Source organism: Vibrio sp. 10N.261.54.A5 (assembly GCF_041471145.1).
GTDB classification, from domain to species: domain Bacteria; phylum Pseudomonadota; class Gammaproteobacteria; order Enterobacterales; family Vibrionaceae; genus Vibrio; species Vibrio crassostreae_C.
Genome location: NZ_JBFRNU010000054.1, coordinates 64,653 through 87,945 on the forward strand (window position 1 = coordinate 64,653; position 23,293 = coordinate 87,945).

Below are 23,293 nucleotides of genomic sequence, written 5' to 3' on the forward strand. Positions count from 1 at the left end.
TCAAAAAACGAAAAGAGCTCCAGCTTAGGAGCTCTTTTTTTGTTTCGGAGAGACGACTTTCTATTTCAAGTGAGAAAGAAAATCAACATTTACCCGGTTTACAGTTAGTAGTCAGATTAGCCTAGTAGCCAGATCCGCCCTGCAACTCAATATCACCAATAAGCGAAAGTATGTTGAAAATAGAACCCATTACTCCTCACATCGGCGCTCGTATTCACGAACTAGAGCTTTCTACATGCAGTGCTGATGAACTCGATAAGGTGTATCAGGCACTTATTGCCCATCAAGTGATCTTTCTCGACGGGCAGACTTTGTCTCCAGAACAACACTTGATGATTGCACAGCGCTTTGGAACGTTAGAACCTGCACATCCTTTCTTCCCTCGCGTGGAAAGTGCGCCACAGGTGAGTGTGATTGAAACAACCCGTGGCAATGCGCCAAAGGAAAGTTATTGGCATACCGACTTAACGTGGCGCAGCTTGCCGTCGAAAGCTTCCCTGTTGCATGCTCAACACATTCCAAGCATTGGTGGTGACACTATCTGGTGTTCTATGACTGCGGTTTTTGAATCTCTACATGAAGATATGAAAGCTAAGTTGAGAGGGTTGTCGGCGACTCATTCGCTTGTGGCCTTTGAAGGTATAGAATCAGAAGACATTGATCTCGATTGGCACAAATCCTTGATTAAAACAGCACAGGAGAATCCGCCAGTGGTTCACTCTGTTGTTCAAGTTCATCCTGAAACGGATAAAGAAACGCTCTGTATCAATGAACAGTTTACTCGTTATATCAACGAACTCGACCGCAAAGAGAGTGATGTTTTACTCAGCCAACTGTTTGAAATTGCGAGACGCCCTGAGTTTCAAGTTCGTTTCAAATGGGACAACGGCTCAATGGCGATCTGGGATAACAGGGTAACGCAACATTACGCAGTGATAGATTACGGGGATACTCCAAGAAAAATGCATCGAGTAACAGTGACATAGCGGTAAGCTGAACACAGTTATCAAAAGAACACCGCGCATGCCCATCCCTGAACCAAGCACTCGTACTTAAATTTAAGCGTCAGCAGGGTGCATCATTCATCTACGCTTAATAATAAAAACAAATGCGTTGGTACATATTTGATTGAAACCTCACTGCTCGGACGTGATGTGTAATATAATCGGCGCCAAAATATAAGTATAAAAACCAAATCATAGAATTAATAAACGTCAGGGCTTAGAGAGCAAAGTATTTCGTATGAACGCGATTCGTAAAGTTTACCAGTACGCAGAACCGAATTTAACCCTCGTGGGTTGGATGGGCTTTGTCGGCTTCCCAATTTACTACATTGTGTGGGAGTTTTTGTTCCCGCAACCCTACGAAAACTTAGCGCTTCGCCTGTTTTGCTCGGTATTGTTCTTTGGCATTATATTTCGCAATCGCGTCCCATTTGAATGGCGAAAATACCTTCCGGCTTATTATCAAGTTGCCGTAACTATCTGTTTGCCAGGTTTCTTCTTCTACATGCTGCTAATGAATAATTGGTCCAACGTTTGGGTTATGTCATTCATGTCGGCTATTTTCCTCCATATTTTATTGGTGCACGTGACGAGAGTGATGTTTGCACAAACCTTTGCCGGTATTGGGATTGCTACCTTGTGCGCTTGGATTGCACAAGGCTTCTACCTCGAACTCACAATGGATTGGACGCATGTGCCAATCTTTTTGTTTATCTACTTATTCGGCAACTTGTTCTACTTCCGCAATCAGGTGGAACATGAAAACAAGGTGTCATTGGCGAAGTCTTTTGGTGCGGGTATTGCCCATGAGATGCGAAACCCTCTAAGCGGATTACTTACCTCTATTGATGTCATGCAGTCCATATTGCCGAACCCTAAAAGTGGCGATCAAAAAGGGCAATATGCGTTAAGCAATGAAGAAGTGATTCAGTTGCGTGAAGTGGGCGATGAAGCGATGGAGATCATTCATTCCGGTAACGAAACGATAGATCTGTTACTGACTTCAATTGATGAAAACCGAGTTTCTCGATCTACGTTTAAGAAGCATTCAGCGCAAGCGGTGGTTGAGGATGCGATAGACAGTTTCAATTACAAGCGCTCTGCTGATAAATCAGCAATCTCTTTAGACGTACAGAGTAACTTTGATTTCTTGGGTAGCGACACTTTGTTGAAGTACGTGATGTATAACTTGTTCAAGAACGCATTCCACCATCGCAGCCCTGAAGATTTTCATATTCATGTCACCATGTCTAGTGATGAAGTGGCCAATCAAATAATGGTTACCGATAACGGATCAGGCATCTCAAATGATGTGATTCGACGCATTTTTCAGGACTTTTATACTACTGGCCAATCGGGTAATTACGGCTTAGGTTTGCCATTTTGTCAGAAGGTAATGCGCTCGTTTGGTGGTGAAATTAAATGTCAGTCTGAAGTGGATCAATGGACACAGTTCACGATGACTTTTCCGTCTTTGTCTTCCCATTCGGTGAAAGAAATCAAGAATGAACTGACTAAACTTAAGACTGTGCTAATGGTGAGTGACCAGAAAGTTCTCACCAATAAAATGACTGAGGTAGCCCGTTTTATGGGGTTTGAGCTCACGGTGTTGGATGTAGCATCAGCGCTTAAAAATAAGGAATACCAGTTCGAATTCGACTTGATTTTCGTTGATATGGAGAGCTTGGATTTAAGAGCCAATTGCCTCGATAAGATTGAATCGTTACTTTCGTTCACTGAGGCGCGAATCATTTACTTGTATGAGCGTCATCCTATCAAGCGTGTACGTAACATTTCTTTCGAGCCTATTTGGGTGGAGACACAAGTTTGGCTACTGAATACCAAGGCGACCATCGAACGCTTACTTTTCGACTCCAACTATGTGATGCCATCAGTTTCTGTAAAACCGTTAGAGGCTACCAATAAGCGCACGATCATGGTGGTCGATGACAACGAATCTCTGCGCCGATTTACGGCAATGTTATTGGAAAAGCAGGGTTTTGATGTCGTACAGAAAGAAGATGGGCAACAAGCCTTAGACGCGTTGGATAGCGATGATATTGATTTAATTCTGATGGATATCGAGATGCCAATCATGGACGGTGTTGAAGCTTCTCGTCGAATTCGAAGCGCTAACAAAGCATACTCTTCAGTGCCAATTATTGCTCACACGGGTGACAGCTCGCCAGTCACTTTAGAGAAAATGGAATCGTCAGGCATGTCAGACTTTATCGTCAAACCGGCAGACAAAAACCGACTGTTCGACAAAATTGCTCACTGGATTTGATTTGTTGCACCGTCCGGTTATCCAGCTGAACTAGATAAACAGATAAACAGATAAACAGATGAACACAAGAAAAGAGCTCAGCAATTCGCTGGGCTCTTTTTGTATCGCGACATGATAGCGTCCATTCAGTCCTGCCGTTGGTGTTGGTTATAATATGGTTCGAAAAAGGTTACACGAACTCTAACTCGGGGTGATGGTACGCTTCGTGACAAACCGTGAGCACATGGTCAATGTCTCTTGGCGTCATGTCGGCATTCACTGAAAAACGGATGATGTTTTTGTTCTTGCCAGTAGCAGGGCGGCAGAAAACCGCACCGAACACATCACGTTCTTCTAAGAAGTCACGCACACGCTCCGTGTTTCTTTCATTGCCGCACTCTAGCGCTACAATTTGAGACTCACTGCGGATATTAAAGCCAATTCGCTTTAGCCCCGTAGTCAGCGATTTTGCCCGATTGAATAAGGCTTTTCGTTTGTCTTCCGCACCTTTGATCACCTCCAACGTTTTCTCTAAACGAACCACCTCTTGTGGTAACACCGTCGAGCTAAAAATCGCAGGGTACGCGACAAACGGCAAGGTTCTAGACAGTTGTTTAGGACCAAGGATTGCCCCAGCGCGGTAAGCAAAGGTTTTTGCCAAGCTAACGGTGATGAAGTCGACTTGGTTGGTGAGCCCCAATGCTTGCACTAAGCCTGCACCATTCTCTCCATGTGTACCCAGTGAATGGGATTCATCAACGACGACCGCACAATCAAACTCTTGCGCCATTTCGTAGATGTCGCGTAGTGGGGCAATGGTTCCGATTGTGCTGTAAACAGAGTCGACAACAATGACGCCTGAGCCGTGGCGTTCTAACTGTTTGCGTAGGTGATTCATATTGTTATGCATAAACGGGTGAGCAACTGCGCCGGCAGCCCGAATCCCTTCCCATAGCGACATGTGTGCAAGGAAATCAATATACACAGGTGTGCCCGGTGGGCAGATGGTTTGCAATAGCCCAATATTGGCCGCCCAGCCCGATTGAGAAAGCAAACAGCTCTCCATTCCAACATAGTTCGCAAGCTCAGTTTCGAACGCAGGTTTAGACTGATCATCTTGTAAGAAAATGGCAGACATCACCACGTTGTCATCGTGCTCACAGATCGCCGCTTGATGGGCTTGTTGGATCTGTTTGTTGTGTGACAGCGCTAGGTAATCATTGCTCTGCATCACAACGGCACTGCGCTGGGGGCGTTTACCCAATACCAAATGCTTTTGGCTTTGGTTCTGGGTAATCAGGTCTTGAATATAGAAGTTCAAGCGTTCTTCGATAAAGGAAGGTAGTGGTTTGTTTTTTGTTTTATCACTCATAATAGTTCTCTTCAAATACAGGAAAACGCCAGCGCTGACGGCTGTATATTGACGATAAAAAGTGATGTGTCATTAGCCAAGTTGCATAAATTTGTGGGTGCTTGCAAACTCAGCATTTAAGGGTTTTGAGGCGAGTGGGTTTCCTTACGATTCGGGGCTTTAACCGAATCAAGATAGGAATAATAGCCTTCTTTTTTATGACAAAAGGCTATTAAAATTCGGTGTTCGAAAGGCTTTAAAAAAGCTGATTTTGAAAGGCTACGGGCTGTTAGCTGTGAATGTGGATAAGCTCGATTAAGGCATCCAATTGCTGCTTAGTTTCACCCTCTAACGAATACCCAATATTGATGCGTAAGCAATTACTGTAAAGGTCGAGAGTGCTGAACAGGTGTCCAAGCCTAATATCAATGTTCTTCTCGGTAATGCCCTGAGCAAAGGCTGACTGGTTCAAGCTTGGGATTTGCAGCCAAAGCACCATGCCACCTTGTGGGTTACTTATCTTCACATCTTGAGGAAGGTGCTGAGACAAATAACTTAGGTATTTCTGGCGCAAAGACAAGATCTGAGAGCATCTTCTCCTGACGTGCTTAGCGTATTGACCAGATTCAATAAAGTCAGCAACGGCAAGTTGAGTAGGCAGGGCAACGCCGTAGCTCGCAACTGAGAACTGAGCCTTGTACTCGTTGATAAACCTCCCCGGCAAACACCATCCCAAACGGTAACTCGGTGACAAGCTTTTCGATACTGATCCACACCATAAGACATAGCCGCCTTTGTCATAGTATTTCGCGGGAAGTGGTGTGTGTGAGGAGTAGGACAGTTCAAGATACACATCATCTTCAATGATCGGCACTCGATATTGATTCGCTAATTCGGCAAGCCTTTGTTTTTGACCAGCCGACATATTGATCCCCTGAGGGTTCATATGAGAAGTACAAAAGATCGCGGCATCGACTCGCTTGTTCTTCAAATGCGCTTCCAGTTGTTGCAAGTCGACACCATCATCGAGCGATGGGATTTCTATGATCTGGCGTGACATCTTTCCGAGTAACTCCAGAATTCCGTTGAAACAAGGAGAGCTAATCGCAATGGTGTCGCCTTCTTTGGTACACGATTCAAGTGCAGCTTTTATCGCCGACATGCAGCCAGCCGTAATCACCATCTCTTCAGGTGAAAAGTGCACATCGAGCTTGGCGAAGTGAGTGGATAATGCCTGTCGCAACATCGGCTCACCTTGTGTATCTGGGTAATGGTTGAGCCTACTTCCCATCCGTTTAATAGCGCGACGAAAACTTCGTTCCAATTCAACGATCGACTGCTCATCATTAGTGGTGCTCGAAACCCCTAAAGGCCCATTGATTGAGTTGTGAGTCGATGACGTTTGCTTAACACTCGATATCTTACTCTCAAACTGTACCCACTCAGGCGTTGAGTGAGACGGCTTGTGAGGCGAGACAAAATACCCCGCTTGCGGTCGAGAATGTATCCAGCCTTGTGATTCCAGTTCTTGGTAACAGCTGACCACGGTCGACATGCTGATGGCTTGTTGCTTGGCCAATTGACGCAGCGAAGGCATGCGTCCGCCTTCCGGTCTTTTGCCGGTTTCTATCTCATCGATAAACTGATTGGCTAGCTTTCTGTAGATACTCATTGTCACGACCGTTGTTAACTGTACTGGTTTTTAATGTAAAAATTGTATCTGTACTGGTTTTATTGTTCAAGGGATACTCATTTAAAACAAAGGAGGGGTCAGTATGAAAAGAAATGATTTGTTGTTAGCGGTATTCGTCATGGCGATTTGGGGATTCAACTTCTCGATGATCAAAATGGGTGTGACTAATGTTCATCCGTTGTTGGCAACCGCCGCGCGTTTCTCGCTAGCGGTGATTCCAGTGATATTTTTTGTAGCGAGACCTAATGTCGCTTGGCGCTACTTAGTCAGTTATGGCTTTGTGTTCGGTGTGGGAATTTGGGGTATGGCTTCATGGTCGATCACCGCGGGTTTGTCGTCTGGGCTTTCATCGGTCTTGCTTTCAACCAACGTATTAATCGGCATGGCGGTTGGCGTGTGGGTGTTCAAGGAGAGTGCTTCCGTTCGTAAATTAATGGGTGCGATGCTAGCCATGTGTGCGTTGGCGGTATTGGTATCTGCAGCTACGGGTAATGTCACCGTTAATGGCGTGATCTTGATTATGATTGCGGCGTGCAGTTGGACCTTGATGGGCGTGATTGTTAAGGCATCGAAAACCACTCAAGCTTTTGCGTTCAATGTCTGGGGGATGCTGTTTGCTCCAGTACCATTAGTGTTATTTGCCGTGATGTTACACGGTGACCAAATTATCTGGCAGGGCATCGCACAATGGGATTGGAACACGACGATTGCGGTGCTGTTTCAGGCTTACCCAACCACGCTATTTGGTTATTGGGTATGGAATAAGCTGCTAATCCAATACCCTTTAAGTACGACCGCACCGTTAACCTTGTTAGTGCCTATCTTCGCATTGATTAGCGGTTACTTTATGTATGATGAGGTGCTGTCTGTGGCTCAGGTTGTTGCATCAATACTGTTTCTTGTCGGAATTGGTTTGATTGTGAAACCTGCGAATGTAACGAATACCAAAGCGACACAAACACTTGCCAAGCAAAAGTGATTGAAGAAAGCTGATATTGCATGAGCAGCTTTGAATGACAAATAAGACCTCGCACTTGTGAGGTCTTATTCTATGTCGAAGAAGTGAAGTTATTTAAATAACCAACTTACTAAGCAATCAACTAACCATACACGCAAGTAACTGGCTCTCAAGATCATCGTCTATTTCTAGACCGATCATTTCTATTCTGATTTCGATACACTCATCGAGTTCTGATTCCGTCAAGCCATCCTCTGTTAAGTTGTAACCGAAAACCTCAAAAGAACATAGGCTTTTATAAGTGAATTCGAATTAAATTCTGAAATGATACAAATTTTATATTTAATAACGCTTATTTAGTAACCTCTGTTGAGTCCCATATCAAATCAAGTGGCTGATTTTATTGGGTATCGGAGAAAAGTCTCAAAAATTATTATTTAGTTCGCTAAAGTTTTAAATTCTATTAATGGTTGTTTGTATGGAATATAACGCCATTTCGTTACTGTTGAGTAGATGGTTTTTAGCTATATATGTGAAATTTGAAGCGAGTTATCTTTCTGATTTGAAAGAATAATTAAATAGTTAAGATAAAAAAGTTGGCGAAAATCAGAAGCTTGGCATACACTTTCCTAGTAAATGACCTTATCTCATTGATTGAATAGGGTAAATGCTTTGGCGCTACTGGCGATGGTAGCAATGTTTAACATAGCTTTGAGGAAAGTTTTATGGCACTCACGAAGGCCGATTTGGCTGAGAACCTGTTTGAGACACTCGGATACAGCAAGCGGGATGCCAAGGAAACGGTGGAAGTGTTTTTCGAAGAAGTTCGTAAAGCGCTCGAAAATGGCGAACAGGTAAAACTGTCTGGTTTTGGTAATTTTGATCTTCGCGAGAAAAACGAGCGACCTGGTCGTAACCCGAAAACTGGTGAAGACATTCCAATTTCTGCTCGACGTGTTGTTACTTTTAGACCGGGACAAAAACTAAAGGCCCGTGTCGAAAATATTAAAATCGAGAAGTAGCCAAGCAATAGACCATGCCTAGCGTGGTCTTTTTGTATCTGCATAGAGTTTAAGCTAAACGCATTTCTTTAATTTTTAGTAACCTTTCTCAAACTCCATCTATTTACTGTCCGGTAAGAACTTGCTTTAGATGCGAAAACAGAGGCTAGGCCTCTGACTTTGAATCTTCACTCTAAAGGGCTTGTTGAACCTTACTTGCGATGTCTTCAGACACCCAAGGCTTCCATACCTGTGGTGAGCTTTCTAGAAAGTAATACATGGCTTCTTCGGCGTCGGCTTGGTTGTCTTCCATCCAGGCCAGCAACTCACTCATTTGTTTATTGGTAAAACCACGCTTTTCAAAGTATTGGTAGGCAAGAGGTTCGTTATTAGCAAAGGCTTCTGTGGTGATTGTGTGAACCGGTGCTGGTGGATACATGGTCACTTTAGGAGATTCACAATCAGGTTGTGTCGTACAGTTACGGAATTCCTCAATGTCAGTACCACTTCCGAAATCAACCTTCACCATTTCATACTTACCTAGCACAGGCGTAGGCGACCAGTAATATCCAAACCATGCTTTTTTGCGTTCGTAAGCTTTCGCTATCGTACCTGCTAAAGCGGCGCCTGAGCCGGGATCAACCATTTCAAAATTGTGATCTTCTAACTTAAGCGCATCGAACAGGTGACCGGAGGTAATCTGACAAGTCCAACCCGCAGGGCAGCTATAAAACGCAAACTTCTCATCATCTTCTGGGTGTTCAAACAGCTTTGCGTTTTTAATCACACCTTCAATGGTTGTAAGCTCTGGGTACTGTTCAACAAGGTAGTTTGGTACCCAGAAACCTTCTTCACCGCCGTTGACCAAAGACTTGCCCGCGTAACGTAGACGCTTATCCGCAACACCCTTATCCAACGCTTCTTTGATGCCATTAGTCCAAAGCTCTGGCGCAACATCAGGTTGACCTTTTTCAATCATTGACGTGCCCGTAGGGACGCTATCACCGGGGATTAAGTCCGCTTCACAGCCGTAGCCGTTATTCAAAATGAATTGGTCGACATGAGCAATAGGCTCGCCGAGTTCCAGTTCATGTCTGCAATGGTGATCTTTCCGCATTCGTCAGCACTAGCGTGTACAGAAAACGCAGCAAGTAGCGCGATGGAAAGCATGGATTTGTTATTCTGCATTGACGTAATTCCTTTTCTTGTCAGAAGCTTATTCGCTATAGAAACAGAAATGTTCGACGGAGAAAAGAGACTGAGATCTAAATTTAAACGATCTGATTATTTGGGATAGGAAGTGGAGAGGCTACTCAACAAGTACTAAAAAGGGCTGCGAGTGCAGCCCTTGTGATGTTTATTGGAATAGCCTATCTATGTGTTAAGCCGCTTTAATGTGCGTTGTAATGTACGGTTGCCATGCTTGTTGGTAAAGCTCTAAAGATTGGCGTCGTAGGCTATTGATTTGTGCCGCTTCGATATCGTTGATTGGGCGATGTTCTGCAATTGCGTGACGCTCAATACCTTGGATAATTTCGTACAGCTCGTGCTCAGGACCACTTTTCACATCAGCAATCGCTTTTAAGTGAAGTTGAACCTCTGCAATGATGTTGGTTTTAGGCAAACGAACCAACAAGTTAAGGTCACGGTAACCAGAGTCAGCCGGCGATTTAAACTTATTTTTCAGCTTAACAACGTCTGCTTCACGGCTTAGCGCTTCGTAAACTTCAACCAAGCTCTCTACATCGTTCGCGATGATAGTTGCACGGGCTAAGTCGGTAATTTTTGTCACATCACCATCAAGCTCAAGGGCGATTTTTTCTTCTGCGCGAGCTTGAGATTTAACGCCAGCAAATAGCGCTTCAGAATTGGTGAGTAGGGCAGTACTTTTACAGATAGTTTCTAGTTCAGCTTGGCCTTGATGCGCTTTGCTGTACAAAATATCGAAGTCGGTGTAAGGCTGAGTCGGGCGTGAGTCGAAGGCTTTGATGCCGTAAAGGCCGCTCAAACTATGACGGAATACGTTTGAAGATACTTGGTTTTGCGCAGGAGTGCGCGTTTGATCTGTTGAACTTGTTGAAACAGGTGCTGCTGCGAATGCAGGCGCTCGGCTCAATACCAAAAGCATTAGGGCCGTCGTACGGAGAAATACACTCATTCAAACTCCAAAATACAAGGTTACAAAAAACGGGTAGTCAAAAGGGGTAACCAGTAACGCACAAGAGTAAAAACAGCTTAACTAATTTCACTACATATTAAATGAGGCTAGCTAAGACAGAAACCAATTCTAACGTTTAATATTGCTTTAAAATGTGAAGATATAGCCAAATAACCCAACCGTTAGTTCCGCAATTATCAGAACTTTGAACTTAGCCAGTTTCTGATTTTATCGAAATCAATTTAGTACTTTAAACCAAGCTAAGGTTGCTCTTACCTCTCTATACTGTACCCTTGCATTATGACTGTTTAACATGAACGAAAGATGAATAATCCTGAATTTTGGCACAATAAATGGGCAGCCAACCAAATTGGTTTCCACCTCGAAGATGTAAACCCACTTCTGATTAAATTTTGGGAAAAGACTGAGCCTAGCTACGAGAAGAGTGTGTTTGTTCCACTTTGTGGCAAAAGTGAAGATCTGATTTGGCTAGCTTCAAAGCATGAAGATGTTCAAGGTGTCGAGTTAAGCCAGATTGCGGTTCGCGCATTTTTTGCAGAGCACCTTTATACCCCGACTGTGACTCAAATTAGCGGTCAGCACGAGCTCTACCAATTCGATGAACTGAACATCTACACGGGCGATTACTTTTCAGCGCCAATCCAACCTGTCGATACCATTTATGATCGCGCGTCTTTAGTCGCATTGCCTGAAGAGATGCGAGTGCAGTATGTCGAGCGTTTGAAACAACTACTGAAACCGGGTGGTAAGATTCTTTTGGTAACACTGGATTACGACCAAAACGAAATGGCTGGGCCTCCGTTTAGCGTACCTAAGTTAGAGATTGCTCAATTGTTTGCAGGATACAAAATTACATTGTTGAATCAAGATATAGCGAACGATGAACATCCGAAGATTGCTAAGAAAGGCTTGTCTCGCTTCTGTGAAGAAGTGTATTTGATTGAGTCAGACGCTTAAGTTCAGTCTGCTTAGTTAAGCGAACAGATAACACCAACAAAAAGACGGGCTCGATAGCCCGTCTTTTTATGGTTCAGATTTGAACTCGTGATTGTTCAGAATTGAATAGCAGGTTAGTAAATCACTTTTACTTTTGACGCGCTCTCAATTGCATCTTCAATCGCTGTCTCAGTGCTGTTGCGACGAGTAAGCGCCACACCAAGACGACGGCGACCATCGATATCAGGCTTACCAAACAAGCGAACTTGCGTTTGTGGTGCGTCTAGCGCTTCTGCAAGGCCTTCAAAGCGGATATTCGTTGATGTGCCTTGACCAAGGATTACGGCAGAGGCACAAGGGCCATACTGAGTAATTGATTTGATCGGCATACCTGTAAATGCGCGTACGTGTAGTGCAAATTCCGATGAGTCTTGAGACATCAGAGTAACCAAGCCAGTATCATGTGGGCGAGGGGAGACTTCATTGAAGATCACGTGGTCGCCTTTAACGAACAGTTCAACACCAAAGATGCCGTGACCGCCTAATGCGTTAACCACTTGCTCTGCCGTGTATTGCGCCGCTTTAAGTGCGTTGTCAGACATGACCTGTGGCTGCCATGATTCACGGTAATCACCGTCTTCTTGACGGTGACCGATAGGTGCACAGAAGTGAACACCGTCGACAGCACGAACGGTTAGAAGCGTGATTTCGTAATCAAAGTCGATGAAGCCTTCAACGATTACACGACCCGCGCCAGTACGGCCACCTTCTTGTGCGTAGTCCCAAGATTTCTGGATATCTTCTTCGGTTTTGATAACGCTTTGGCCTTTGCCTGAAGAACTCATTACCGGCTTAACAACGCAAGGCATACCTACGAACTCAACAGCAGCGGCGAAATCTTCAAAAGTGTCTGCAAAGCGGTAAGGCGAAGTGCTTAGTTTTAACTCTTCAGCGGCTAAACGACGAATGCCTTCACGGTTCATGGTTAGCTTGGTTGCATTAGCCGTTGGAACGACATTCAAGCCTTGTGCTTCAAGTTCAACTAACTTGCTAGTGGCAATAGCTTCAATTTCAGGAACCACATAATCTGGTTTTTCTAGCTCAATGATAGCTTGTAGCGCATCACCATCTAACATGTCTAATACATGGCTACGGTGCGCAACTTGCATTGCCGGTGCGTCTGCATAACGGTCACAAGCAATAACTTCTAAACCTAAACGTTGGCACTCGATGGCAACTTCTTTTCCGAGTTCACCCGAACCTAATAGAAGTACACGAGTAGCATTTTCACGAGTAGCAGTACCAAACATAGAAATTCCTTCCGATCTTTTGAACGATTGATTGAAAACGGGGTGATCATACTTATTTCAATGATAAAAGCAAACGTTTGCGCAAGTTGTTGCTTTAATTACAGGCATAAAAAAAGCAGCCCTGTTAAATAGGGCTGCTTATTTAAATTTTTGTTAATCAGATGTACTTAGATTGCTAAGTAAGTCACTGGAATGTCGGGATTAATCGCTTCTAATGTAGATTGCGTATCCGCTAGGTGACTGATGCTACCTTCTGCGATTTCAACCAAAGCAGCACTTTCAATTTGTTCGAAATCGAAGCCAGCCAGTTTAAGTTGAATTAACGCGACTTGCAGAGGTGGTAGGCTCGGGTTGAACGCTGCATTTTCAGCGTAAGCTCCCGTAAAAATTTCACCTGACGTCAGTTGTAGTGAAACACCACTTAGGTTTTTGGTGTAAGGAGCATGGCTGCGGTTTAGTGCTGCTAGCGCTTCTACAACAATAGGCGTTGTTTCTTCGGTCGTGTATTTATGATCAAGTTTTGTCATTAAGCCAGTTGTTACACCTAAATCAGCAGGGCCGAACGAGTCTGGCAGATACTCTTGCAGAGACATTTCATCACGTTGTGGCAGCTGAACTTTAAGTTCTTTTGCTGTTGTCAGTTCGTTCATGAATTGACGACAGTGACCACAAGGACTGAAGTTTATGGTGATATCTGAGATACCTAGTTCGCCTTTCATCCAAGCGTGGCTGATTGCAGATTGCTCAGCGTGAACGGTTTGACCAAGTTGAGCACCAGCGATTTCAAGGTTTGCACCAAAATACAGAGTACCAGACAAACCACGCACGATTGCACCAACATAAAAGTCAGATAACGGAGCGTAAGAATACGCTGCGGCAAAAGGAAGTAGCGCAATACGTAGCTCGTCATCCGCTAGACCACTTGCTTGCAGTAGGCTAGCAAATTGTTCTGGAGACAATGTCGCGTCAAAGTTGTCTGCTAATACGATGTCACTCAAAAGCGCTTTCATTGATGATGGAGCACTTTCCAGCGCCAGGGTAATACGACTGTTCATGTTGAATCCTTAATTGACCTTAGGCTTTAAGTTTATGCATTACTCAGGAATTTTCTGTGATAAAGATCACTATTGAATTGTTGTTGTTACATTGGCTTGCATAATTAGAGTGAGGTCACACTTGAAATCGATTACAAGAGCCATTTATACAGCTGATATCGCACTTATTGCTCGTAAAAGACCGTGACTTGACTGCTATTGCTAAATAAATGCGAATAAAAAGCCCAAACAGACACTGTAATAAACAGCATTCTGGTTGGGCTGAATCGCGTAGTGATCGTTTAGGTTAAGAGTAGAACCAAACCACGAGCGAAAATATACTCGGTGCGATGATTGAGGTAATGACGCCACAAAGCACAAGAGCCAAAGAACTGAATGCTGCATCTTCCTGATTCTTTTCCGCACAAGTCGCGGTGCCTAAAGCGTGAGACACGGTACCCATGGTTAAACCACGGGCGATCGGGCTCTTAATACCAATGAGGTTGTAGATTGGGTAAGCAAAAATTGCCCCAAATAGACCCACAATCAATACCAGTATTGCCGCAATCGCTGCTTCACCACCTAAATGGCTCGATACTTCCATTGCAATTGGCGTGGTGACTGATTTGCCTAACAAGCTCGCAATCAAAGTTAAGTCCGCTTTAAATGCTACTGCGATCACTGCCGTTGTTGTCATCGACATCACACTGCCTAGCGTGCACGCAAAGGTAATGATGCGCCAGTTAGCTCTGATTTGAGGTAGCTGCTCATAAAGTGGGTAAGCAAGTGCAACAACCGCAGGCTGCAGCATGTAGGTAATCCAAGTGTTGTCAGCATAGTAAGTCTCAAACGGTACTCTAAAGAACGTGAGAATCGGAATGATGATACCAATGCTGATAAGCAGGGGGTTACACAGCGGCGAGCTTACTTTTTGACTTACCCAGCGAGCAAATAGGAATACCACGATGGTGAGTAGAATCCACATGATCAGTTACCTCTCGAAAGCAAGCGGTCTAAGAACCATGATAAGGATACTAACACCAATAATGTGCCACCAACGGCGCTCGCCATAATTGGCAATGCGTTCGCGATGAGCATGTCGAAGTGATCCATCAACCCAACACTGATCGGAACAAACAGTAAGATCATTAGGCGGATAATCAAGCTTGCGCCGGGTTGTACCCAGTGCGAAGGAACAATACCAATCACCATGGCGGCAAACAGAATCAACATGCCAAAAATACTGCCTGGAATTGAGGTATCCAAAAAGTGCTGTAACGCGTTACCTGCTGTAAGTGCACCTATGATTAAGGTGAAGGAGATTAAGCAGTAAACCAGTTGGATCAATCTTTCTTTCAAAGTGTTACGTCTCTTGATAATGGAATTAGCTAGCTAACTTTTCTACGTACTGATAAACCGCCTTCAAGATAGCCATTTTCTTCTCGTCGCTTTCATGTTCGTGCGCGAGGTTTTCAAGGTTGAGCATGTACTCTTCTAAACGGCACTCATAAAACTCACGACAATGGTTCGCCCATTTCAATTGCTCAGCTTCGTCGAGCGTCCATGGGAAGTTACGCGCACGGTAACGGAACAGTAACGGTTTAATTCGTTCGTCACCGAAGGTGATATCTAAAGCTGCCAAGTTATTTGGGTCAGTTTCGCGAATGATGTTCATCGCTGTTTTATCAGCAGGTGAGAAGAAACCGTCATAAAGGTGTGTATCAACATCATCACTCTTTTCGTACTCTCGCTCTTGTGAGTACAGGCCGATCAGTTTTTCGCGGATCTCTGGGTGTTCGCGCAGCAGTGCCAAGTTTTTCAGGCATTGTTGGCGATCGATACCGATGGTTTCAGCATTTTCAGCCGTTAGCGTTTTGGCTGGAGCAAGAATAGGGCACTTGTTTAGCTGAACCAATTTGATGGGTACGGGTAGTTCGTCTTCATCCAGTTCACTGCGTTTGGTGTAGAGTCTGTCTCTGAGTTCATCAGCGTCCAGTTCTAACAGTGGGCTTGGATCTTTGGCTAAATCAACCACGATAACGGCATTTTGATTGGTTGGGTGCCAAGCCATAGGCACAATCCAGCTGGTGTAGTTGCAGTCACGGCCAAACATGCCTGAAACGTGCATTAATGGTGTCATGTTTACGATATCAACCAGATCATTCAGCTTACGCTTATGACGCATGTTGTAAAGGTAATCGAACATCTTAGGTTGCGCAGCTTTCAGCTTCTTCGCTAACTCGATGGTCGCAATAACATCGGCCATCGCATCGTGCGCGTTCTCGTGTTCAATGCCGTTTGCCACAGATAGGTGTTCCAGTTTGAAGCTTGGGTAACCTTCTTCGTTCTCTGGCCAAACAATGCCTTCAGGACGCAGTGCGTGAACAGCGCGCATTACATCTAATAAATCCCAACGAGAGTTGCCATTCTGCCAGCTCCACGCATATGGGTCGATGAAGTTTCGGTAACAGGTGTAACGCGTTACTTCATCATCAAATCGAATACTGTTGTAGCCAAGGCTTGTGGTGTTAGGTTTCGCTAACTCAGCATGGATCTTAGCGATAAACTCTGGCTCAGGGAGACCTTGTGAAGCCGCTTTTTGTGGTGTGATACGGGTGATCAGTGCAGCTTCAGGCGCAGGGAGGTAATCAGCGGGAGGTTGGCAATAGATAACCAGAGGCTCTCCAATAACATTGAAATCTTGGTCGGTACGAACACCCGCAAACTGACTCGGACGGTCTTTTGCTGGGCTAACGCCCCATGTTTCGTAATCGAAAAAGAAGTAGGTTGGCTGATTATCTGAACTCATTGAATTTCCTGAACAGCAAGCGCGGAACGTTTACTGTGGCTGAAGGTTAGTTTTGTTCAGTATCTGATAGTATGCGGTACGCGTGCAACCCAGATCACAAATAAATTGCCGGAAAACGGTGCTTTACTATTCAATCGAGTCAGTGGGGAAGGTTTTGAAACCAATTGAGGCGGTTTCTTAGTTAATACAATCTGTCTATCGTCCGTTTAATCCGATGGAGGCGAGAGTATCAACTGGACTTTCTGCTTCATGGTTAACTCTCGGTTCTTCAAATCTTTGAATATGGCCTTCCATTCTTGAAAGGTGACCACTATCGGATTAAAACTGTTCACGGGTTTGGTGACGCCATAACGTACAGTTTCAACTTCAGGTTCGAACGTACCAAACAACTTATCCCAAATGATCAAAACACCGGCGTAGTTCTTATCTATGTATTGCGGGTTTTTGCCGTGATGCACACGGTGGTGTGATGGGGTGTTAAAGATGTATTCAAGTGGCCCCAAGCTTCGTATCCATTGTGTATGGACAAAGAACTGCAAACCTAGATTCAGAAGCACCACAAAGATGACCCATTTAGGGTCGAAACCGATGATGACGAGCGGTACCCAAAATAGCCACATCCCAGCAAGTGGATACATTAAGCTTTGACGGAAAGCCGTACTGAAGTTCATGCTTTCTGAACTGTGGTGTGCCACGTGTGCTGCCCACATCCAGCGAACACGATGGCTTGCTCTGTGGAACCAGTAATAGCAAAAGTCTTGCAACACCATCAATACAACAAAACTCAGCACGCCCATTTCAATGTCCATTAAGCGCCAACCAAACATCCAGAGATACAGCTGCACGACCAATAACCCGGTGAGCAAATCGGAGAGTTGATGCATTCCCGCCAGCGTGAAATTACACATCACTTCTGAAAGCTTATAGCTGGAGTTATCAGGCAGTCGACCTTGCTTCTGACCGATAAAATACTCAGCCAACATGCACACCACGAACAAGGGCGCTAATACCAGCAGTAGCCATTCTGGGTAATTGATTAATGCGTCGATATTCATGTTTTATCCTTGTTGAGACGCCATACGCGTTCTTAGTATCAAGTTTACTTAGACTTGCTCGCCTGAAATTCAGTTAGCAAAATTTCGCTACCAGCGAGCAAAGTGATCTTCTGTTAGGCCAAGAACACCATCGAGTTGATGTGTCACTCCATTGTTGTCTTCAATCGAGCCAGAAAAGTGACCAATGAACTGACGAAAGTTACTTTTTAACAGCCATAAATTGAGCTTTTCGCTGCGATTATTTAAGGGCGTAAAGGTCAGGTTTATACGTCCATCTTGTGATGTTATCTGCCAAGGTAAATTGGTGTCTTGGCGACTAAACGCAAACTGTACCGGGTTAAGTAAGTGCCGAGTTCCATTGATCCATAAAACGTTCTCGCAGCCTCCGGTTTCATTGACGCCTGCTGCGAGGTTCAAGCCAATATCTGTCCCATTGGATTGCGTGTTGATGCTTGCCCAGCGCCAACTGGTTTCACGTCTCATGTAACCCGCTGAAAAGTCATAACCGGCACGAGCTTGTTCGAGAACGAGTGATTCTCCCTTGATTTGGATTTCACCGCTGATGCGCAAAGCATTGTGCTTTTGGGTGTAAGTCCAACCTGAATAACCCGTTGGGCTGCACATCGCCATGGGCAAGCTGTCGGTTTCAGGCTCTAAAGAAATATCGGCCTTGATGAATTTCGTATTCAAGCGAACTCGCCATTGTCCGCCCTCGATATAGAAAGCAATGCTTTGATCTGCAATGCTTGTCTTTCCTTCAAATGGTGAAGGCGTTACATGCTTATCAAACCCTAATGGCCTCAACCAAGATGACTCTTGCAGATGGTTGTTTTCTATGTCGTACAGATAACAAAATGCCGAGCCTAAGTAGCGAATATCCGCGATAGCGACGCCGATAATGTGTGTGTCGGTGACGATGCTGACAAACTGGAATTGCTTATAGTGGAAGTGCTTCTGCCAAGGGTTTGCTTTTGAATCCATCGAGTTTCGGTAGTCAAAGTTCTCGATGTTTAGGTGTTTAAGGATGCCATCGAAATGCCCAATGATCGGCTGACCATTAGAATTAATCAAACTGTGTGGGGCTGGGTTGGTTTTTATCATTGCGATGGTTCACATTATTTTAACAACTAAAGCCATTGTGCGATGAGTAGCGTAGAATTGGGAGGTCATATTCGGACAAGAGCGCGTTACCAATCACGATTTTGTCAGCATGTGTTGTTAAGGCTGAGTAGTCATGTTGATGGGAATGGGCTCGATATAAGGAGAGACGATTGGAGATTATCGCGGAGTATAAGCCAACCGGACATAGGCACCAGTTGGGTACATTAGATATCGCGCTGCTGTTGAATACGCTAGAGCAACGAGGTATCGATATTGAAAGGCTACTCAATGATGTGGGTTTGCCGAACATGGATTGGCGAGATCCGAATGGAAAACTGACTTACGCTGACAAGCTTTCGTTGTTTAGCGCGGCTAATCAGAGTTTTCCTCACGATGGTTTGGGGCTTTGGTTGGGAGAGCACGCTAGCTTGAGCCACTTTGGTGTGTTGGGTTATACGCTATCAACCAGTCAAAATGTCGGGGAGGCCATCAAGTCGGGCTTCAAGTATTTGCGCCTGAACGGTCCTATCTTCTCGGTTAAATTGTTTCTAGATTCCGAGCAAGCAGTGATTCAGATTGAGAACACATTGGAAGTGGGCGATCTGCTTCCTTTCTGCAGTGAATATTTCTTGAGTTCAATCGTCTCTTTATTCAAAGAGCTGACTGGTCATGAGTTGGATATTCATATTTTGGCTTTGCCTTATACACGCACTAATTACGCCAAGCTCTATGACGATCGTTTCCAGTGCCCTGTAGTTTTTGAGCAGAGCCATTGTGAACTGCGTTTTGATGTATCGGTTTTGTCGCAAACCTTATTGACTCATGATGCAGCGACACTGAAGCGCTATCTTGCGTCTTGCCAGTCGATAATGGAAACGTTGGACTCTGAGCATCTGCTGACTAACCAGATCAAAACGATCTTTTATCAAACCGCAGGCAGTTTCCCGAATATTGAACAACTCGCGGATGAGTTTGGTTGTAGCTCTCGTACACTCAGGCGAGAGCTAGTGACCCATGAATCCAGTTACCAAATATTGCTTACCGAAGTTCGAGTGGAGCTGGCCAAAGAGCTATTACTCGGCACAACCATGAGCATTGATGACATCGGTGAAAGGCTCGGTTATAGCGACCCTGCAAATTTCAGAAGGGCGTTTAAAGGTTGGCTCAATAAAACGCCCGCTCAGTTTCGTGATGGTTTAAGTTAAGGCGTTACTTGCTAAAGAACTGCTCCCTGAAATCGGTGACTTGCTGTTGATAATAACTGTCCCAATCTTGTTGAGTCCAAGTGGCATAACTTGATGAGCGCTGAGAGTCTAAGGTCGCTTTGAGCTGATCCAGTTGCTCGTGATAACTCATCACGGTTTGTTGCTGTTGTGCGACTTGTTGTTCTCGCGCGGCAATGTTGCTGGCCTGCGCTTCATCTAAGTAGGCATCTTGAAGGTCGGCTTTGACTGATGCTACTTCAGCAGGGCTATAGCTGCTGGGTATCAAAGATACTGCCAGTTCATATTTTTGAAGCTGTGTTTCGGCGTTTAACGTGCCCGTATTGTTTTGCCATTCACTAAGCAAATCTTGATAGTTGGCCAAAAACTGGCTCGCTTCGTTCTTTTCAAGGGTGTTAGCGTCAAGCGTAAAATCCAGATGAGCAAACTGGTCAGCGAATAGCTGGTGGGCCAACTCTCCCCATACTTGTTGTGCAGATTGCTTGAATAAGGCAACACGATCTTCAAGAGTCTCTATGGATTCAAGTGGGATAGTGCTTTGTGTTAATTGCCAGTCAGCCGATAGCTGCGGATAGTCGCTCAGTAATTCAAACCATATACTCGGCAATTCTGATTTCAATCGTGCTAGTTGCTCAGTGCAGTCATCACGTTGTTGGCAAAGCTTCCAGAACCCATCGAGTTCATCGAACAAAGCCTTGCCTTCAAGCTCACTCAAGTTTTCAGCAAGAATTTTACCGTCCAGTGCTCCAGCTTGGGCTTGATTGCTGTGCGATGCGGAGTTTTCCGAACTAGCGGTTGCAGTAGGCGTGGAATTATCGTCATTAGTTGTCGTAGAAACACGCGGCTTAGGTTCTGTGTGTTGAGCAGAAGATAGCGCTGTTTCGTTCGTTTTTGATGACCACGAATAGCCAATAATGCTCGCCGTTAAGACGAGCATTAGGGTTAATATAAGTCGATGCATTATGCGTTCACCGAGTTACTTAATGACGGCGCTAACAGGGAAGTGGTCTGAAAGGTTGTAGTGCTTCCATAACTCACTGCTTGTTGATCTTGGGACATCCACACGATTGTCGTTATGAGCTTTGGCGGCATATTCCGAGCTCACTACCACATAATCGAGATACTCAACGTTTTCACCACCCGACATAGGTTCACCCGCAAAGTTGTTGATGCGTGGGTCAAAGGTAGAAGCGGTGTAACCTGAGTAGGTTGGTTCGTCAGCTTGCAGGTTAGCGAACATCTGTTGGTAGTCGTCTGGGAACTTGAGCTTGTTCACGTTGAAGTCACCGCTGTAAACCACAGTTTCTGATGCCGGGATATTCAGAGACTGCGCCAGTGCACGCATCTGCTTGAATTGACGTTGTCGGTAATCACGAGCGGTGTCCGTATCGAATGATGCCGTGTGGGTACCGAAAACATGGTAAGCCTGACCATTCTTGATAACTTCCGCGTAGTTAACACCTTTATCAGCAAAGCAATCTGTGCCCGTGCAATCAGGGAAAACATACTGCGCTTCATTAACGATAGGATAGCGGCTGACAATGATCACACCACCGTCGTATATGTTAATCCCATCTTTATCGAGCATTTTAGTTTGATAAGGATACTCTTTCGCAAGCTCACGCAAGAACTCATCTCTGCCGTTAGCAAACACCTCTTGAAGCGCCAACACGTCATAGCCCTTTACATATTGAGGGAGTAGGTCATAGCGGTCACCAATATGTGAAGCGATGGCAGGCAGCGCCCAGATGTTGTAAGTCATGACCTTGAGTGTATTGGCATCCGGCTCTGGTTGCTCATCCACTTTTGGTGGGGTGATGGTGTAATAAATATCATCATAGCGCGCTGTAGAATCGGCTTTGAGGGCTAGCTCTGCATTGACCCCGAACGCATCGGTTGTGCTGCGATGAATATTACGATCGTCATGCAATGTTAGGTTGACGTCTGCGGCACTCAAACCATGTTGCAGTGTCGAGTTATACCAATGTCCCTTCATGGTTTGGTTGAGCGTGACACTTTCGCCCACAGCGTTTGATACCACAGTGTCAAACTCATAGGTCTTCCCAGATTTCACACCAGTCCAGCGGTTGAAACTTATCAGCTTCTTCGTCTCCCAAGGACCAATCTGTTCAACATGCTGTTGCCACTCATCACCGAGTTGAAGCAGGTCGGTAACAGTGTGGTTGGCTTGAATGGTCATCACTTGATTGGTGTTATTGGTGAGATACACGTCGGTGTCTGCGATCGCAGAGGTCGAAGCGATTGATGTGGATGCCACAAGTGCAGCTAACCAAGTCCATTGAGTTTTCATCGTTTACGTTATCCTTATTGATTGATGTCTAGAATAACGTAGTCAAGAGTTATGACATTGGAGTTATAACTCTATGGCATTTATTCAAATATGAGATATATGCCAAGGTTTTATAAAATTGATTAACCATTGAAAATTAACATATTATCTTATCGGAATGATAAGTGGTACGCGCGCGAATAATAGGGTCAGTTAATGCTTTCGAGTCGGTGGAACAGCCAATATTGGCGTGCTTAAGTGAAAACTGTGTGTCGCGGTAAAGTGGAGGTTGTGAGCAACAAGAAGGGAATATGGACACAGCTTAGAGCTATCAGCATAAATTTTGCGATTGTTCTGTAATTTACTCTTGTTCAGTAAACAGAAACCTCAAAAACAGGTATGATGGTGCCGTTTTTAATCCTGAACTGGGAAAGTCATGGCAAAGTTAACACTCCAAGAGCAGATGCTTAAAGCTGGCTTGGTAAATGAGAAAAAATTAAAGAAGGCGAAGAAAGGCTCTAAAAAGTCTCGCGTTCAGTCTCGTGAAGCAAAAGCGGCAGCTGAAGAAACTAAACTGGCGCAGCAAGCGAAAGACAAAGAGCTAAACCAACAGTTGAAAGAACAACAGTTGAGCAAAGAAATTAAAGCTCAAGTGAAGCAACTGATTGAGATGAACAAGATCGAACAGAAGAACGGTGAGATCAAATACAACTTCACCGACGGTACGCTAGTTAAATATCTTTACGTAGAAGAGCTGACTCAAAAGCAACTAAGTAAAGGCATTCTAAGTATTGCTCGTCAAGGCGAGAGCTACGTTGTTATTCCAACAGCAGTAGCGAACAAGATTGCTATGCGCGACGAAGAATCTATCGTTGATACGCAGGCAGGTAGCACAGACGAAGTAGACGAAGATGACCCGTACAAAGACTTCGTGATCCCAGATGATCTAATGTGGTAATCCGTTTTGCCTAGCTCCATTTTAATGGTTAGCTAAGTTTACAGGATCTAAGAATGCAGCGAACAATCACTCGATTGGCGCTGCATTTTTTTGGCGCGAAATGACTTCAACAAATCTTGAATAAC

At 44.7% G+C, this 23,293-nt stretch carries 19 protein-coding genes and 2 pseudogenes; 7 read left to right on the forward strand and 14 right to left on the reverse strand.

Features of this window, described 5'->3' with window-relative positions; all coding sequences use genetic code 11:
• Positions 1 to 170 precede the first annotated feature (170 nt).
• Both AB4329_RS16405 and AB4329_RS16410 read left to right on the forward strand, forming a co-directional pair.
• Positions 171 to 986, forward strand: a complete 816-nt coding sequence (locus AB4329_RS16405; protein WP_017059123.1) for a TauD/TfdA family dioxygenase — start codon at positions 171 to 173, stop codon at positions 984 to 986.
• 256 nt (positions 987 to 1,242) lie between these two features.
• Positions 1,243 to 3,291 carry a response regulator gene (locus tag AB4329_RS16410; RefSeq protein WP_372074011.1) on the forward strand — a complete coding sequence of 683 codons (2,049 nt, stop codon included), beginning with the start codon at positions 1,243 to 1,245 and terminating at the stop codon, positions 3,289 to 3,291.
• Between the two features lie 169 nt (positions 3,292 to 3,460).
• Here AB4329_RS16410 and cqsA read toward each other — a convergent pair whose 3' ends face one another.
• The gene (gene cqsA / locus AB4329_RS16415; RefSeq protein ID WP_372138780.1) at positions 3,461 to 4,642 is read right to left on the reverse strand and encodes an alpha-hydroxyketone-type quorum-sensing autoinducer synthase; all 1,182 of its coding nucleotides are present in this window, start codon (positions 4,640 to 4,642) and stop codon (positions 3,461 to 3,463) included.
• 268 nt (positions 4,643 to 4,910) lie between these two features.
• Positions 4,911 to 6,293, reverse strand: a complete 1,383-nt coding sequence (locus tag AB4329_RS16420; protein ID WP_372133235.1) for a PLP-dependent aminotransferase family protein — start codon at positions 6,291 to 6,293, stop codon at positions 4,911 to 4,913.
• A gap of 103 nt (positions 6,294 to 6,396) precedes the next feature.
• Between AB4329_RS16420 and AB4329_RS16425 the strand changes: the two genes are divergently transcribed.
• The gene (locus tag AB4329_RS16425) at positions 6,397 to 7,293 is read left to right on the forward strand and encodes an EamA family transporter (RefSeq protein ID WP_372133233.1); all 897 of its coding nucleotides are present in this window, start codon (positions 6,397 to 6,399) and stop codon (positions 7,291 to 7,293) included.
• 117 nt (positions 7,294 to 7,410) lie between these two features.
• Here the strand turns inward: AB4329_RS16425 and AB4329_RS16430 are convergent.
• A pseudogene (locus tag AB4329_RS16430) lies at positions 7,411 to 7,548 on the reverse strand (GTP-binding protein); the annotation flags it as partial.
• A gap of 449 nt (positions 7,549 to 7,997) precedes the next feature.
• On the opposite strand from AB4329_RS16430, the gene ihfA reads away from it, so the two are divergent.
• Positions 7,998 to 8,294, forward strand: a complete 297-nt coding sequence (gene ihfA, locus AB4329_RS16435; protein ID WP_004734853.1) for an integration host factor subunit alpha — start codon at positions 7,998 to 8,000, stop codon at positions 8,292 to 8,294.
• A gap of 172 nt (positions 8,295 to 8,466) precedes the next feature.
• Here ihfA and AB4329_RS16440 read toward each other — a convergent pair.
• Both AB4329_RS16440 and AB4329_RS16445 read right to left on the reverse strand, forming a co-directional pair.
• Positions 8,467 to 9,461 (reverse strand): annotated as a pseudogene (locus tag AB4329_RS16440) (ABC transporter substrate-binding protein).
• 193 nt (positions 9,462 to 9,654) lie between these two features.
• Complete coding sequence (locus tag AB4329_RS16445; RefSeq protein ID WP_017059130.1) at positions 9,655 to 10,431, reverse strand: RelA/SpoT domain-containing protein; 777 nt, start codon at positions 10,429 to 10,431, stop codon at positions 9,655 to 9,657.
• A gap of 324 nt (positions 10,432 to 10,755) precedes the next feature.
• On the opposite strand from AB4329_RS16445, the gene AB4329_RS16450 reads away from it, so the two are divergent.
• Positions 10,756 to 11,409 carry a thiopurine S-methyltransferase gene (locus tag AB4329_RS16450; RefSeq protein ID WP_372117441.1) on the forward strand — a complete coding sequence of 218 codons (654 nt, stop codon included), beginning with the start codon at positions 10,756 to 10,758 and terminating at the stop codon, positions 11,407 to 11,409.
• A 113-nt stretch (positions 11,410 to 11,522) separates the two neighbouring features.
• Here the strand turns inward: AB4329_RS16450 and purT are convergent, their stop codons facing one another.
• From purT to AB4329_RS16485, 7 genes are all read right to left on the reverse strand, one after another.
• Positions 11,523 to 12,698 (reverse strand): formate-dependent phosphoribosylglycinamide formyltransferase, encoded by a 1,176-nt coding sequence (gene purT / locus AB4329_RS16455; RefSeq protein WP_372112758.1) that lies wholly within the window; start codon positions 12,696 to 12,698, stop codon positions 11,523 to 11,525.
• Positions 12,699 to 12,865: 167 nt separating this feature from the next.
• Entirely contained in the window at positions 12,866 to 13,753 is an 888-nt protein-coding gene (gene cdd, locus AB4329_RS16460; protein ID WP_017059133.1) for a cytidine deaminase, read from the reverse strand.
• 286 nt (positions 13,754 to 14,039) lie between these two features.
• The gene (locus AB4329_RS16465; RefSeq protein ID WP_372138782.1) at positions 14,040 to 14,717 is read right to left on the reverse strand and encodes an LrgB family protein; all 678 of its coding nucleotides are present in this window, start codon (positions 14,715 to 14,717) and stop codon (positions 14,040 to 14,042) included.
• A gap of 2 nt (positions 14,718 to 14,719) precedes the next feature.
• On the reverse strand, positions 14,720 to 15,091 hold the full coding sequence (locus AB4329_RS16470) for a CidA/LrgA family protein (RefSeq protein ID WP_004734867.1): 372 nt from the start codon (positions 15,089 to 15,091) through the stop codon (positions 14,720 to 14,722).
• 25 nt (positions 15,092 to 15,116) lie between these two features.
• Positions 15,117 to 16,541: an exodeoxyribonuclease I gene (gene sbcB, locus AB4329_RS16475; RefSeq protein WP_372138784.1), complete on the reverse strand. Its 1,425-nt coding sequence runs from the start codon at positions 16,539 to 16,541 to the stop codon at positions 15,117 to 15,119.
• Between the two features lie 206 nt (positions 16,542 to 16,747).
• Positions 16,748 to 17,596, reverse strand: coding sequence for a sterol desaturase family protein (locus tag AB4329_RS16480; protein ID WP_372138786.1), 849 nt, complete (start codon positions 17,594 to 17,596; stop codon positions 16,748 to 16,750).
• 87 nt (positions 17,597 to 17,683) lie between these two features.
• Complete coding sequence (locus AB4329_RS16485; RefSeq protein ID WP_017070924.1) at positions 17,684 to 18,697, reverse strand: DUF2804 domain-containing protein; 1,014 nt, start codon at positions 18,695 to 18,697, stop codon at positions 17,684 to 17,686.
• A gap of 170 nt (positions 18,698 to 18,867) precedes the next feature.
• Here AB4329_RS16485 and AB4329_RS16490 point away from each other — a divergent pair, with 170 nt between their 5' ends.
• Positions 18,868 to 19,902 (forward strand): AraC family transcriptional regulator, encoded by a 1,035-nt coding sequence (locus tag AB4329_RS16490; RefSeq protein WP_372138788.1) that lies wholly within the window; start codon positions 18,868 to 18,870, stop codon positions 19,900 to 19,902.
• Between the two features lie 4 nt (positions 19,903 to 19,906).
• On the opposite strand, the gene AB4329_RS16495 is transcribed toward AB4329_RS16490, so the two are convergent.
• Positions 19,907 to 20,857 (reverse strand): chromosome partitioning protein ParA, encoded by a 951-nt coding sequence (locus tag AB4329_RS16495; protein ID WP_372138829.1) that lies wholly within the window; start codon positions 20,855 to 20,857, stop codon positions 19,907 to 19,909.
• Between the two features lie 39 nt (positions 20,858 to 20,896).
• Entirely contained in the window at positions 20,897 to 22,231 is a 1,335-nt protein-coding gene (locus AB4329_RS16500; RefSeq protein WP_372138789.1) for a sphingomyelin phosphodiesterase, read from the reverse strand.
• A gap of 415 nt (positions 22,232 to 22,646) precedes the next feature.
• On the opposite strand from AB4329_RS16500, the gene AB4329_RS16505 reads away from it, so the two are divergent.
• The gene (locus tag AB4329_RS16505; protein ID WP_010441213.1) at positions 22,647 to 23,168 is read left to right on the forward strand and encodes a DUF2058 domain-containing protein; all 522 of its coding nucleotides are present in this window, start codon (positions 22,647 to 22,649) and stop codon (positions 23,166 to 23,168) included.
• Positions 23,169 to 23,293 lie beyond the last annotated feature (125 nt).